Below are 14,222 nucleotides of genomic sequence, written 5' to 3'. Positions count from 1 at the left end.
TCAATCGCCTTCGGCGCGCAGGATCACCGTGGCCAGCGGCGGCAGCAGCAGCGATAGCGAATGGGCGTGGCCGTGGCTGGGCACCGGCTCGCTCGCCAGCATGCCGCCGTTGCCCAGGTTGCTGCCGCCATAGGCGGCGCTGTCGGTATTGCACAGCTCGCGCCAGGTGCCGGCATGCGGCACGCCGACGCGGTAGCCGTGGCGCGGCACCGGGGTGAAGTTGCATACCGCCAGCAGCGGCGGCGCCTGGTGCTGGCCGAAGCGCAGGAAGGCGTAGACCGACTGCGCCGTATCGTCGGCCACCACCCACGAGAAGCCGCGCGGATGATCGTCGTTCTCGTGCAGTGCCGGTTCCACCACCAGCAGGCGGTTGAGGTCGGCGAGCAGGCGGCGCACGCCTTCGTGCAGCGGATACCGCAGCAGGCTCCAGTCGAGCGCGCCATCGTGGCTCCATTCCCAGGGGCTGGCGAATTCGCCGCCCATGAACAGCAGTTTCTTGCCGGGATGCGCCCACATGAAGCCGTAATACGCGCGCAGGTTGGCGAAGCGCTGCCATTCGTCGCCGGGCATGCGCTGCAGCAGCGAGCCTTTGCCATGCACCACTTCGTCGTGCGAGAGGGCCAGGATGAAGCGCTCGGCGAACGCGTAGGTCATGCCGAAGGTGAGCTCGTGATGGTGATGCCGGCGATGGATCGGATCGCGCTTCATGTAGCCGAGCGTGTCGTGCATCCAGCCCATGTTCCATTTGTAGGCGAAGCCCAGGCCGCCGTCGCTGGCGCTGCCGGTCACGCCGGGCCAGGCGGTGGACTCTTCCGCGATCAGCATCGCGCCGGGGCAGTGCTCGGCCACGCGCCGGTTGAGATGGCGCAGGAAGCCGATCGCTTCCAGGTTTTCGCGGCCGCCTTGATGATTGGGAATCCATTCGCCCTCGCGGCGGCTGTAGTCGCGGTAGAGCATGCTGGCCACCGCATCCACGCGCAGGCCGTCGACGTGGAAACGCTCCAGCCATTCCAGCGCATTGCCGAGCAGGAACTGGCTGACCTCGCGGCGGCCGTAGTTGTAGATCAGCGTGTGCCAGTCGTGATGGAAGCCTTCGCGCGGATCGGCATGCTCGTACAGCGCGGTGCCGTCGAAGCGCTGCAGGCCGTGGGCGTCGTCGGGGAAGTGCGCGGCGACCCAGTCCACGATCACGCCGATGCCGGCGACGTGGCAGGAGTCGACGAAGCGCGCGAAGTCGTCCGGACTGCCCAGGCGCGCGGTGGGCGCATACAGGCCCACCGGCTGATAGCCCCAGGAGCCGCCGAACGGATGCTCGCTCACCGGCAGCAGCTCGATATGGGTGAAGCCCAGCTCCTGCACGTAGGGAATCAGTTCGCGCGCCAGGCGCGGCCAGTCGTAGCCGGAGCCGTCCTCGGCGCGGCGCCAGGAGCCGGCGTGCACTTCGTAGATCGACAGCGGCGCGTCGCGCCGCGCATGCCGCGTGCGGCGTTCCATCCAGTGCGCGTCGTGCCATTTGACCCGCAGCGGCGCGGCCACCACCGAGGCGGAGGCGGGCGGGTGTTCCATCTGGCGCGCATACGGATCGGCCTTCAGCGGCAGCAGGCGGCCATGGCGGTCCAGCAGTTCGTACTTGTAGCGCGCGCCGGGCACGACGCCGGGCAGGAAGATTTCCCACACGCCGGCGGCGTGGCGGCAGCGCATGGGATGGCGGCGGCCGTCCCAGCCATTGAAGTCGCCCACCACCGACACGCGCCGCGCATTCGGCGCCCACACCGCGAAGCGCACGCCGCCGACGCCGTTCAGCGTGACCGGATGCGCGCCGAACACCTCGCCCGGACGCAGCAGCTTGCCACGGTGGAACTGATCCAGCGCCGATTCGTCCAGCAAGGGGCCGAACGCATAGGCGTCGGCCACCACCTCGACGCTGCCGGGCCAGCGCAGGCGCAGCAGGTAGCCGGGCGGCAGGGCGCGGCCGCGCGCGGCGAAGATGCCGTGTGCATCGGCCGGCTGCGCAGCGGCCCAGATCCGGCCGTCCGCATGCAGCACGTCCACGCCGAGTGCGCCGGGGGCGCAGATGCGCACCACGTCGTCCGCGCCGTCGCGATGCGGGCCCAGCCAGGCGAACGGATCGTGGTGGCGGCCTGCCGCCAGCAGGCCGCTGGCGTGCGCGTGTTCGCGCGGCTCGCTCCGGGTGTGTTCCTCCTGCGCGGGCGCGGCGGTGCTGGAGCGCCGGTGTTCCATCGGTTCAGGCCGCCGCGGAGCGGCGCGGCAGCAGCGACGCGTACAGCGCGGCATAGGCGTGCGCCGAGCGGCTCCAGTCGTGCCGCTGCAGCATCGCCGCGCGGCGCATCGCGGCCAGCAGGCGCGGTTCCTCGTGGATGCGGAACGCGCGCTGCAGCGCGCGGCGCAGGCCGGCCACGCTCGGCTCGCGGAACAGCAGGCCGGTGACGCCGTCTTCCACGGTGTCGAGCAGGCCGCCGGTGGCATAGGCGATCGGCAGGCTGCCATAGGCCTGCGCGTACATCTGGCTGAGGCCGCAGGGTTCGAAGCGCGAGGGCATCAGCAGGAAATCGGAACCGGCGAACATGCGCCGCGCCAGCGCTTCGCGGAAGCCGACATGCGCGGCCACCTGGCCGGGAAAGCGCCGCGCCAGCCGCGCGACTTCGCGCTCCATGCCCGGATCGCCGCAGCCGATCAGTGCCAGCTGGCCGCCCGCGGCAACGATCTGCGGCGCGGCCTCGCACACCATGTCGATGCCTTTCTGGTGCACCAGCCGCGCGACCATCGCAAACAGCGGCCCGCGGCTGTCGCGCAGGCCCAGTTCCACCCGCACGCGCTGGGCGGTTTCCGCGCGGGCCTCGCTGCGATGGGCGGTGAACGGCGCCGGCAAGGCCGGATCGACCGCCGGGTCCCAGCTGTCGTCGATGCCGTTGAGAATGCCGGCCAGCTGCCCCAGCGCGGCCTTCTTCCGCAGCAGCTGGTGCAGGCCCATGCCGTGCGCGCCTTCGGTGATCTCGCGGGCGTAGCTGGGGCTGACCGTGGTGAGGTGATCCGCATGCGCCATGCCGGCGCGCAGGAAGCACAGCTGGCCGTGCGCTTCCGCCTCCGCCGCATGCGGCGGAATGTCCAGCAGGCTGCGCAGCGCCAGCGGGAAATAGCCTTGATAGGCGAGGTTGTGCAGGGTGAGCACCGTGGGTATCCGGCAGCCGTCCCAGCGCGCATAGGCGGCGGCCATCGCGGTGGGCCAGTCGTTGAGATGCAGCAGCTCCGGCTGCCAGGGCAGGTGCGCCCGGCCCGCGGCGATCTGCGCCGCGGCCATGGACAGCGTGGCGAAGCGCAGCGCGTTGTCGCTCCAGTCGGCGCCGACGGGGCTGACGTACGGCGAGCCGGGACGCTCGAACAGTTCCGGCTGCTTCAGCACGTAGATGGTGAGGCCGTCTTCGGTCTGCATGCGGCCGATCTCGCAGGCGGGCAGGCCGGCGCGCGCTTGCGTGCGTCCTTCCCATACCACCGAGCGCGCCTTGTCGAGCACGCTCGGGTAAGCAGGCAGCAGCACGCGGACGTCGAGCATCGAGCGCAGCGCGCGCGGCAGCGCGGCGGCGACGTCGCCGAGGCCGCCGGTCTTGACGAAGTCGGTCATCTCGGTGGTGACGAACAGTACGCGCGAGGGCGGCGTCGGCGCGATGCGCGTGGGGCGCGCATGGCGATGGCGGTCCGTCAGCACGCGGCGGGCCAGCGATTCGCCGTGGCGGTGGGAAGGCAGGGGATCCTTGTGCTGGAAGGGCATGGGCACTTATCTCGCGTAGGACACCGCGGCCGCGGGATGCGTGCGGCCAGGCAGCGGCAGAAGCCGGTCGGGGAGCGCGGATGAGGGAGCATCCGGCAGGCACAGGCTATGCATGCCTCGATCAAGCACGCGTATAGCGCGACCCTGCATGGCGTGAAGACGAGTGCTGCTCATGGACTCTCCGTGGCGCTGCGATCGCGTGCCGCGCAGTGCATCGCGCGCTGTCGGGCTCGTCTTCGCAGTATCGGCAGGCGCACGCCACGCATGCCGTGAAACACGCATGGACCAGATCGTTGACGATGCCGCGCAGGAGTGAGTGCAAGCAGCGAATCCGGGTCACGCCCCCATCACTTCGCGCTGTCTACGCTGCCGCGCGAAATCGCCTGACGCGTTCCATGCAGATTGCAGGGGCGAGCTTTGCGAAAGCTTGCGAAGGGGCGGTCAAAGGTTTCACTATCGGTCCGATGCCAACCTCTGGCATGCGACGCCGCGGCGCTGCCGCGGTGCGCTGCCGATGCGACAGAGCCGATCTATGCCCCTCACCGAAGAGAACAAGTACAGACTGCTAGTGGACGCCACCATCGATCACGCCATCTACATGCTGGACACCGACGGAGCGGTGCGCAGCTGGAACCGGGGGGCGGAACGCTGCGAAGGCTACGGTGCGCAGGAGATCCTCGGCGCGCCCTTCGAGACCTTCTTCGTGCCCGAAGACCGCGCGCTGGGCTTGCCCGCGGAGATTCTCGCCAAGGCGCGGGAACAAGGACGCCACGACCTGGAATGCTGGCAGCTGCGCAAGGACGGCAGCCGCTTCTGGGCGCAGGTAACGGTGGATCCGGCCTGCGGCGACGACGGCGAGCAGGCCGGCTACGCCATCCTGGCGCGCGACCTCACCGCCGCGAAGCAGGCGCAGGAAACCCTGCGGCGCAGCGAGGAGCAGTTCCGCATCCTGGTGCAGGGCGTGACCGACTACGCCATCTATCTGCTGGACCCGGAAGGCAAGGTGTCCAGCTGGAATGCCGGCGCGCAGCGCATCAAGGGCTATGCGCCGCGCGAAATCATCGGCAAGCATTTCTCCACTTTCTATACCGACGAGGACCGCGAACGCGGGCTGCCGGCCAAGGGCCTGGCCACCGCCGCGCGGATCGGCCGCTTCGAGAACGAAGGCTGGCGCGTGCGCAAGGACGGCAGCCGCTTCTGGGCGCATATCGTGATCGACCGTATCCTGGACGACCACGGCCGGCACGTGGGCTACGCCAAGATCACCCGCGACATCACCGCCCGGCGCGAGGCCGAGCAGGAGCTGGCGAACACGCGCGAGGCGCTGTTCCACGCGCAGAAGATGGAAGCCGTGGGCCAGCTTACCGGCGGCGTCGCACACGATTTCAACAATCTGCTGATGGCGATCATCGGCAATCTGGAACTGCTCACCCGCCGCCTGCAGCACGATCCTTCCAGCCTCGCCCTGCTCAACAACGCGCTGTCCGGCGCCGAGCGCGGCGCCACGCTGACCAAGCGCATGCTGGCTTTCGCGCGGCGGCAGGAGCTGAAACCCGCGGCGCTGGATCTGCGTCCGCTGGCGCGCAACCTGGTCGGGCTGATGGAGCGTTCGCTGGGGCCGCGCATCGGCGTCGACCTGGCGTTTCCGATCTCGCTGGAACGCGTGCTGGTGGACGCCAACCAGCTGGAGCTGGCTATTCTCAACCTGGTGATGAATGCGCGCGATGCGATGCCGGAAGGCGGACGCATCACGCTGGGCGCGCAGTCGGTGCAGGTGGACGAAGGCCATGCGGTGGGCCTGGCGCCCGGCCGCTATGTCTGCCTGTCGGTGACCGACGAGGGGCAGGGCATGGATGCGGCCACGCTGGAACGCGCCACCGAGCCGTTCTTCACCACCAAGGGCGTGGGCAAGGGCACCGGACTGGGCTTGTCGATGGTGCATGGCCTGGCCGAGCAGTCCGGCGGCCGGCTGGTGCTGCACAGCGAAACGGAGCAGGGTACGCGCGCGGAAGTGTGGCTGCCGGTGGCGCCGACGGAGACGCAGATGGAGACGCCGCCCTCGCCGATGGACGAGCCTTCGCGCAACGGCCAGCTGCGCGTGATGCTGGTGGATGACGACCCGCTGATTCTCGCCACCACCGCGGCGGTGCTGGAGGACATGGGCCATCTCACCTATGAGAAGTCCTCGGCGAACGAAGCATTGGAAGCGCTGTTCGGCGGCGTGGAGCTGGACCTTTTGATCACCGACCAGATGATGCCGGGCGTGCAGGGCCATCAATTGCTGCTGCAGGTGCGTGCGCAGTGGCCGCAGCTGCCGGCGATCCTGGCGTCGGGCTATTCGGAAACGCCGAAGGATCTGCCTGGAAACGTGGTGCGCCTGGCCAAGCCGTATGGCCGCGCCGAACTGATGCAGGCGATCGACAAGGCCGTGCTGATGCAGATGCTGGCCTGAGGCCGCTGCATCGCCGGCTCAGTGCTTGATGCAGATATAGGCGCTGTCGGCCTGCCCGGCGAGCACCGCCATCATGGACAGGATTTCCGAGCCGGTCGCGCGCGGATGCAGCAGCAGATAGCGGTTGCTGCACGGGCCGGCGGGGCGGCGTGCCGCGGCGGTGCAGAGTTCGCCGTCGGCGGAGGCCAGCACCGGCGCTACCGGGTAGTCCGGATCCCACAGTTGCCGGCGCACCAGTCCATGCTGCGGACCTCCGGCGATCAGGCATTCGACGATCTGTTCCATATTGATTTCCCCTGCAAAGCCGAGGCTTCTGGCCTCGATGGCAGGTAAGCAGGGGCTGGGCCAGATGCGCAGATCACGTGTGAGTTGCATCACGTTTTTCTGGCTCGGCAAATTCAGCGATGTGGTTGCGGTGTGAATTTCGCTCTTCCGGGTAACTGCAGTGGCCTGATGGCTGCGTCGAAACGCGTTTGTATGGAGATGCGCATCCTCCATGGGCCGGCATTCGTGGCTTATCGGATGCCTGGTCAGCGGAAAACGGCATGGCATTTGTCTCGTTCCAGGTGACGTTGGGCGGCAGATTGCAGCCACGGCGGCCCCACTCGCCGCGCTCCAGCGGGCTCATCTGGACATCCGTTTTCCAAATGAGATAGATTCTCATTTGTTGGCGGCGGCCTCAGCGCCCCGCCGCTTTCCATCGATCGGCCGCCAGCCTCAGGGACCGCAGTTCCGTTTCCTTTGCCAGCCCGCCGCGTGATTCCACGCTCAGGCAAAGGACTGGTTCGCCCATGCTTCGCATCGCCCCATTGGCCGCCGTGATCGGCGCGCTGCTTGCTGTTCCCGCCGTGGCCGCCGAGTCGGCCGCGCCCGCCGACGCCACCGATCTGCCGCGCGTGCAGGTCACCGCGCTGGCGCCGTCGATCCAGCTCAATGTGCCCGGCACGGTGTCGACCATCGACCGCGCGCAGATGGACCGGCATCTGAATGTGTCCATCCGCGACCTGGTGCGCTACGAGCCCGGCGTGTCGGTGATCGGCAGCGGCGGCCGCTTCGGGCTGGACAGCTTCAATATCCGCGGCCTGTCCGGCAACCGCACGCGCATCGAGATCGACGGTGTGTCGATGCCGGCGTCGTTCGGCGCCGACGTGGCCGGCGGCAGTTTCCGCGCGGGACGCAACTTCGTCGACCTGGATCAGCTCAAATCCGTGGAGATCGTGCGCGGCCCGGCCTCGGTGCTGTATCCCTCCGACGCCTTGGGCGGCGTGGTCAGCCTGCGCACCAAGGATCCGGCGGACTATCTGCGCGACGGGCGCGATACCTATGTCTCGCTGAAAGAGCTGTACGACAGCAGCGACCGCAGCCTCACCTCCACGGTGACCTTGGCCGGTGGCGACAAGCGCAACGGCATCCTGTTTGTCGGCAACCACCGCGAGGGCAGCGAGCTTGCCAACCAGGGCGAGGCCGGCGGTACCGGCGCCGCGCGCACGCGGCCGGATCCGCGCAGCTACAGCCTGGACAGTTTCCTCGGCAAATACGTGCACACCGCCGACAGCGGCCGCGCCGACCGCATCGGCGTGGATGGCTCGCAGACGCGCACGCGCACCAATTCGCTCTCGAACGTGACGCCGGCCGCCGGCTATTACCGCTCGCAGGACGAGAACATGCGCGTGCGCGCCAACGCCGGCCAATGGTTTCCGCAACTGGGCAGCGCGCTGGCCGACACGCTGGACTGGAACGTGTATTGGCAGAAGAGCCGCACCCGCACCAGCACGCAGACCGAAACCGCCACGCTCACGCGCTACTACCAGAGCCTGCCGCTGCAGGAGAAGGTGTTCGGCGGCAAGCTGGTGGCGGTGAAGCAGCTGGGCGAGGGCGGGCCGGTCACGCAGGCGATCAGCTATGGCGTGGAGCTGTCGCGCACCGATGCGCAGTCGTACGCCGGCGGCTATGGCGTCAACAAGCGCACCGGCGCGAGCGGCAGCGGCAAGCCGTTCATGCCGGGCAACTATCCCTTGCATCTGATTCCGGACAGCGAAACCGATCGCTACTCCGCCTTCGCGCAGGACGAGATCGGCCTGCTCGGCGGCAGGCTGGAACTCACGCCGGCCGTGCGCGTGGACCGCTACTCGTACAAGCCGCAGGACGACGCGCTCTACGCCGCCTACAACCCCGGCTACGTGCGGCAGGACTACAGCAAGACCCACGCCTCGCCCAAGCTGGGCGTGCTGTGGCATTTCAACGGCGTGCTCAGTGCGTATGCCAACTACGCGCAGGGCTTTCGCCCACCGCTGTACAGCGAGATCGCCGGCGCCTGGAACGAGCAGCCGTTCCCCGGCTTCAATATCGCCTTCCTGCCGAACGAAAAGCTCAAGGCCGAGACCAGCCGCGGGCTGGAGCTGGGCCTGCGCGGCAAGGGCGAGGCGGGCTGGTTCAACGTCGCCGCTTACTACAACCGCTATCGCGATTTCATCTGGTCGGGCTACCAGCTCAAGGCCAGCCAGGTGCCGGACTGGGTGCAGGTCAACCCCGGCATGAACCTGTTCTATCAGGCGGTGAATGCGCGCAAGGCCTATATCAAGGGTGCCGAAGCCAGCGGCGCGCTGCGGCTGGCTTATTTCAACGAAGCCTTGCAGGGCTGGTCCGTGCGCGGCAGCGCGGCGGTGGCCAGCGGGCGCCTGATCGAACCCGGTGCGAGCGGCTACCGCCCGCTCAATACGGTGGATCCGGCCAAGCTGGTGGTGGGCATCGCCTACGACGCCAACCGGTGGGGCGCGGAACTGATCGGCACCGGCGTGCGCCGGCACAGCCGGCTGAGCGATCCCGGCGCCTTCCGCCCCGGCGGCTACGCCACGCTGGATCTGTACGCGCATTACTCGCCGCTCGCCAACGTCGAGTTGTATGCCGGCATCAGCAACCTGGCCGACCGCAAGTACTGGGGCTGGGGCGGCTTGAACACCGGCGCGCTCGGCAACCTCGTCACCGGCAACGGGATCAACGACGCCGGCACCGGCGGCATCCCGGCCGACCGCCTCTCCATGCCCGGCCGCAGCTTCAGCGTGGCCGCGCGCATCGCGTTCTGAAAGGAGTGCCGCACATGTTGAACGAAATCACTTCCGCTTCCGCCGCGCCCTCGCTGCCGGAACTGCTCGAGGCCTGGCGCCGCCTGCGCGAGGAACAGCCGCAACTGCGCGCCCGCGACCTGGCCGAACGGCTGGGCGTGAGCGAGGCCGAGCTGGTCGCCAGCCGCTGCGGCGACGGCGTTACCCGCCTGCAAGGTCCGTGGGCCGGACTGATACGCGCCTTGCCGGAACTGGGCCCGGTGATGGTGCTGACCCGCAACGAGCATTGCGTGCACGAGAAGAAGGGCGCGTTCGCCAACATCGAGATCGGCGGCAGCATGGGCGTGGTGCTGGATGAGGCTATCGACCTGCGCCTGTTCCTGCGCCACTGGGTATTCGGCTTTGCGGTGCGCGAGGAATCGCGCGGGCGCTGGCTGCGCAGCCTGCAGTTCTTCGATGGCGACGGGCGCGCGGTGCACAAGGTGTATCTCACCGAACAGAGCCTGCAGGATGCCTGGTCCGGCCTGGTGGCGCGTTTCGCGGCGCCGGTGCAGTCGCCCTTGCTGGAGCTGGCGGCGGTGGAAGACCCGCTGCCGCTGCGCCGCGACGACGAGGCGGTGGACGTCGCCTCGCTGCGCGAACAATGGCGCCGCATGCGCGATCCGCACGATTTCTTCGCGCTGCTGAAGAAGCACGAGGTGACGCGCACCCAGGCCTTGCGCCTGGCCGGCGCCGAATTCGCGCGGCGCGTCGATGGCGGCGCGGTGCGCACGGTGCTGGACAGTGCCGCGGCCAGCGGCCTGCCGGTCATGGTGTTTGTCGGTTCGCCCGGTGTCGTGCAGATCCACACCGGTCCGGTACGTAACATCAAAACCGTCGGACCCTGGCTCAACGTGCTGGACGAGGATTTCAACCTGCATCTGCGCGAGGACCGCATCGCCGAGAGCTGGATGGTGCGCAAGCCCAGCCCGGAAGGGCAGGTCACTTCGCTGGAGCTGTACGACGGCGGCGGTGGCCAGATCGTGCAGTTCTTTGGCAAGCGCAAACCCGGTACGCCGGAACTGGCGGCCTGGCGCGAACTGGCCGAAGGCCTGGCCGATGCGGAGGTGCCGCATGTTTGAGCGCAGCCGTTGCTGGTTGGGCGCGGTGGCGCTCGCGTTGTGCGCGCAGGTGGCGGCTGCTGACGCGCCGCGCGTGGTTGCACTCGGTGGCGACATCACCGAAACCGTGTATGCGCTGGACGCGCAACAGAGCCTGGTCGGCGTCGACAGCACCAGCCTGTGGCCGGCGGCGGCGCGCGAGCTGCCGAACGTGGGCTATGTGCGGCAACTGGCTGCCGAGGGCGTGCTGGCCTTGCGGCCGAACCTGATTCTCGCCACGCACGATGCAGGTCCGCCGCCGGTGATGGCGCAGTTGCGCGAGGCGGGCGTGCGCATCGAGCTGATGCCGGCCACGCGCACGCCCGAAGGCGTGGTGGCGAAAGTACGGGAGATCGGCCGCGCGCTGGGGCGCGAGGCGGCAGCCGATGCCATCGCGCACCGGATCGAAACGCAATACGCCGAACTGTCGAAAGCCGTCGCCGGCATGAAAAGCCACCCGCGCGTGCTGTTCCTGATGGCCACCGAAGGCAGTCCCAAGGCCGGCGGCCGCGAGACCGCCGCCGCCAGCGCCATCGTGCTGGCCGGCGGCACGCAGATCGCGGACGGCTTCACCGGCTACAAGCCGGTCTCCGCCGAAGCGCTCGTCGCTCTGGCGCCGGACGTGATCCTGCTGATGCGCGAGCGCGCGGATGAGGTGGGCGGCGTGAGTGGCGTATTGCAACTCCCCGGCGTGGCATTGACGCCCGCGGGCAAGGCGCGCCGCATCGTCTTCGTCGACGGCCAGGCCTTGCTCGGTTTCGGTCCGCGCAACGCCGAACACGAACTGGAGCTGCAGCGCGTCTTCGCCGGCGTGCAGCCGTGAACAGCATTGCCTTGCCTCGCCGCCATGCCCTGAGCGCTCGCGCCTGGGCGCTGGGCGGACTGGCGGCGCTGCTGGCGGTTGCGGCAATCGGCGGCATGGCGGTCGGCGCGATGCCGTTGTCGGCCACGCAAGTGCTCGGCGCCTTGCTGCGCTGGCTGGATGGCCTGCCGATGCAGGGCCAGGACGCGGTGGTGCTGACGCTGCGCCTGCCACGCGTGCTGATGGCCAGCCTGGTCGGCGCGGCCCTGGCGTGCAGCGGCGCCACCATGCAGGGCCTGTTCCGCAATCCGCTGGTGGAACCGGGACTGGTGGGCGTGTCGGCTGGCGCGGCGCTGGGTGCGATCGGGATGATCGTGCTCGGCGGTGCGGTGACCGCGGTGCTGTCGCCCTTGCTCGGTTCGTTCGCCATCGCGGGTGCCGCGTTCGGTGGCGGCTTGCTGGCGACCTTCCTGGTCTATCGGTTCGGCAGCCGCCGCCCCGGCGTCGCCACCTTGCTGCTCGCCGGCGTGGCGATCAATGCGATCGCGATGGCTGGGGTGGGTGTGCTTACTTATCTGGCGAACGAGCACCAGCTGCGCGATCTCACTTTCTGGACCCTGGGCAGCCTCGGCGGCACCAGCTGGGCGCGGCTCGGCGCGGTGGCGCCGCTGCTGCTGCTGCCGCTGCTGTGGTTGCCGACCCAGGCGCGCGCACTGAACGCGCTGCTGCTCGGCGAGCGCGAGGCCAGCCTGCTCGGTTTCGAACCGCGAAAGCTGCGCCGCCGGCTGGTGACGGTAGTGGCCTTGGCGACGGGTGCGGCGGTGGCGATGTGCGGCGTGATCGGCTTCGTCGGCCTGCTGGTGCCGCATCTGCTGCGGCTGGTGTGGGGGCCGGACCATCGCCTGCTGCTGCCGGGTTCGGCGCTGGCCGGGGCCGGTCTGATGATTGGCGCGGATGCAGTGGCGCGTGTCGCGGTGGCGCCAGCGGAATTGCCGGTGGGCGTGATCACCGCGCTGCTGGGCGGGCCGTTCTTCTTATGGCTGCTGTCGCGGCTGCGCACGGGAGAGGCGGGATGAACCTCGCGGTGGATTGGCGCGCCGTATCCGGCGCGGACGAACGCGTGCTCGAAGCGCGCGACGTGCATCTGCACTATGGCTCGCGCCGCGTGCTGCAAGCGGTCAACCTGCGTGCGCAACCGGGGCGTGTGCTGGCGCTGATCGGTCCCAATGGCGCCGGCAAGAGCAGTCTGCTCGGCGTGCTGGCCGGCCTGCTGCGGCCTTCGCTGGGCATGGCCATGCTCGATGGCGTGTCGCTGGCGCGCTGGCCGGCACCGGAACTGGCCCGGCGGCGCGCCATGCTGTCGCAGCGCGTGCAGCTGGGTTTCGGTTTTCGCGCGGAGGAAGTGGCGATGCTGGGGCGCAGTCCGCATGGCGCCGCGTCGCCGCAGGCATCCGATCGCCGCATCGTCGAGGCGGTGTTGCGGGCCACCGGTACCTGGGAGCTGCGCCAGCGCAATTACCTGGAGCTGTCCGGCGGCGAGCAGCAGCGCGTGCAGCTGGCGCGCGTGCTGGCGCAGATCTGGGATTGCCGCGAGGCGCCGGGCTGGCTGTTGCTGGACGAGCCGGAGGCCGGGCTGGATATCGCCCACCAGCACGAATTGCTTGGACACGCGCGGCAGCTGGCGGGGCAGGGCTTCGGCGTGATCGCCGTGCTGCACGAGCTCAATCTTGCCGCGCGCTACGCCGACGATGTCGCCCTGCTGGCGCAGGGGCGGCTGGTGCGCCATGGCGGCCGCGATCAGGTGCTGGATGCGCAGGTGTTGTCGAAGATCTATGGCGTGGCCCTCGCCTGCGCGCGCGATGGCGAGGGGCGGCCGCTGATTCATGCCGTCTAGCCGACCGCCTGGCCGGGCCGCCCGGCCGGCCGGTCTCAATCCCTGAGATGTGCCTGGGCGACGCTTTCCGACTCGTCCCCGGAAAGCCCGCCATGTCGTACGTCGACCGGATGTGCCTGCGCCTGATGGCGCCCTGCCTGTTGCCGGCCCTGTGCGGCGCACTGTTCGCATGGGGCACGGAAAGCCTGCTCGGCCTTCCGCGCGTGGCGCATGGCGTGTCGGCGCTGGATCTTCCTTCGTATCTGATCGTCGCCGGCGGCGCGGCGAGCGTGGCCTTGTATGCGGTGCAGGCCGGGCGGCTGCTGCGCTGGCGGCGCGGGCGCGGCGCGGTCTGCTATGTCTGCGGCTGCCTGCTCGGCGGCGTGGGCGAAGGGCGCTGGGGGCGCTACCGGCGTTGCATGGGGTGCGGGAAACAGCATCCGGCTTGAGCACCACCCAGGCCGCCGCGGAGCTGTGCCTTGCGCTGGAAGCGGCCGCCGGGAAGCTCGCGCCGCCCGGCTGAGCGGCATCAGGCGGGCCGGAAAACCTGGGCCATGGCGCCGGAGCGGAACACCGTCGACGAGCGCAGCTGCAGATGCAGCGGCTTGGGTAACCGGGCGAACAGCGCCTGGCCCGAGCCCAGTGCCACCGGGTGCACCACCAGCCGGTATTCGTCGATCAGCCCGGCCGCCGCCAGGTGCTGCGCGAATTCGACGCCGCCCTGGGCCAGGATGTATTTGCCCGGCTGCTGCTTGAGCCGGTTGACCTCGGCCACCAGGTCGCCGCGGATCACTTCGGCCTGTGGCCAGTTGCCCGAGCCGGCCGAGCTCACATCCAGCGCGTCCTGCCGGGTAAAGACCGCCTTGGGAATCTCGTTCATGTGCACGGCGAGAGCGTCGCCGGCGGTCGGCCAATAACCGGCCATGCTGAAAAACGACTTGCGCCCCATCAGATGCAGGCCGGCCTGCGCGAGCGTCTCCCCGACCCACTCGCGGCCGCCTTCGTCGCGGCTGGGCACCATCCAGTCGCCTTCGCCGTTGGGGCCGGCGACGAAGCCGTCGAGCGAGATGGACATTTTCAGGATAAGGCGTCGCATGATCGGGTCTC

General features: G+C 69.4%; 12 protein-coding genes. 7 read left to right on the top strand and 5 right to left on the bottom strand.

Annotated features, from left to right (window positions below; genetic code table 11):
• Nucleotides 1–2,241 (bottom strand): 1,4-alpha-glucan branching protein GlgB, encoded by a 2,241-nt coding sequence (gene glgB / locus FHW85_RS04045; protein ID WP_168647435.1) that lies wholly within the window; start codon nucleotides 2,239–2,241, stop codon nucleotides 1–3.
• 4 nt (nucleotides 2,242–2,245) lie between these two features.
• Entirely contained in the window at nucleotides 2,246–3,787 is a 1,542-nt protein-coding gene (gene glgA, locus FHW85_RS04040) for a glycogen synthase GlgA (protein ID WP_168647434.1), read from the bottom strand.
• Between the two features lie 532 nt (nucleotides 3,788–4,319).
• Here glgA and FHW85_RS04035 point away from each other — a divergent pair.
• Entirely contained in the window at nucleotides 4,320–6,239 is a 1,920-nt protein-coding gene (locus FHW85_RS04035; RefSeq protein ID WP_210427705.1) for a PAS domain-containing sensor histidine kinase, read from the top strand.
• Between the two features lie 18 nt (nucleotides 6,240–6,257).
• Here FHW85_RS04035 and FHW85_RS04030 read toward each other — a convergent pair whose 3' ends face one another.
• Nucleotides 6,258–6,524 carry a hypothetical protein gene (locus FHW85_RS04030; RefSeq protein WP_167257263.1) on the bottom strand — a complete coding sequence of 89 codons (267 nt, stop codon included), beginning with the start codon at nucleotides 6,522–6,524 and terminating at the stop codon, nucleotides 6,258–6,260.
• Between the two features lie 73 nt (nucleotides 6,525–6,597).
• Nucleotides 6,598–6,867 carry a hypothetical protein gene (locus FHW85_RS04025; RefSeq protein ID WP_168647432.1) on the bottom strand — a complete coding sequence of 90 codons (270 nt, stop codon included), beginning with the start codon at nucleotides 6,865–6,867 and terminating at the stop codon, nucleotides 6,598–6,600.
• Nucleotides 6,868–7,030: 163 nt separating this feature from the next.
• Between FHW85_RS04025 and FHW85_RS04020 the strand changes: the two genes are divergently transcribed.
• The 6 genes from FHW85_RS04020 (at nucleotide 7,031) to FHW85_RS03995 (ending at nucleotide 13,564) form a co-directional block, all read left to right on the top strand.
• A complete protein-coding gene (locus FHW85_RS04020) occupies nucleotides 7,031–9,322 on the top strand; it encodes a TonB-dependent hemoglobin/transferrin/lactoferrin family receptor (protein ID WP_168647431.1) in 2,292 nt (763 codons plus the stop codon).
• A gap of 14 nt (nucleotides 9,323–9,336) precedes the next feature.
• A complete protein-coding gene (locus FHW85_RS04015; RefSeq protein ID WP_167257266.1) occupies nucleotides 9,337–10,422 on the top strand; it encodes a ChuX/HutX family heme-like substrate-binding protein in 1,086 nt (361 codons plus the stop codon).
• A complete protein-coding gene (locus FHW85_RS04010; RefSeq protein WP_168647430.1) occupies nucleotides 10,415–11,263 on the top strand; it encodes an ABC transporter substrate-binding protein in 849 nt (282 codons plus the stop codon). The genes FHW85_RS04015 and FHW85_RS04010 overlap by 8 nt, the downstream gene beginning before the upstream one ends.
• Nucleotides 11,260–12,318 carry an iron ABC transporter permease gene (locus FHW85_RS04005; protein WP_343203667.1) on the top strand — a complete coding sequence of 353 codons (1,059 nt, stop codon included), beginning with the start codon at nucleotides 11,260–11,262 and terminating at the stop codon, nucleotides 12,316–12,318. The genes FHW85_RS04010 and FHW85_RS04005 overlap by 4 nt, the downstream gene beginning before the upstream one ends.
• Nucleotides 12,315–13,136, top strand: a complete 822-nt coding sequence (locus FHW85_RS04000) for a heme ABC transporter ATP-binding protein (protein ID WP_168647429.1) — start codon at nucleotides 12,315–12,317, stop codon at nucleotides 13,134–13,136. The genes FHW85_RS04005 and FHW85_RS04000 overlap by 4 nt, the downstream gene beginning before the upstream one ends.
• 92 nt (nucleotides 13,137–13,228) lie before the next feature.
• On the top strand, nucleotides 13,229–13,564 hold the full coding sequence (locus FHW85_RS03995; RefSeq protein WP_167257269.1) for a hypothetical protein: 336 nt from the start codon (nucleotides 13,229–13,231) through the stop codon (nucleotides 13,562–13,564).
• Nucleotides 13,565–13,644: 80 nt separating this feature from the next.
• On the opposite strand, the gene FHW85_RS03990 is transcribed toward FHW85_RS03995, so the two are convergent.
• The gene (locus FHW85_RS03990; protein WP_168647428.1) at nucleotides 13,645–14,211 is read right to left on the bottom strand and encodes a dihydrofolate reductase family protein; all 567 of its coding nucleotides are present in this window, start codon (nucleotides 14,209–14,211) and stop codon (nucleotides 13,645–13,647) included.
• Nucleotides 14,212–14,222 lie beyond the last annotated feature (11 nt).

The organism is Dyella sp. SG609 (assembly GCF_012275375.1).
GTDB classification, from domain to species: Bacteria; Pseudomonadota; Gammaproteobacteria; order Xanthomonadales; family Rhodanobacteraceae; genus Dyella_D; species Dyella_D marensis.
Note: the sequence above shows the minus strand (reverse complement) of the source record. Positions and strands in the feature narration are given on the sequence as shown.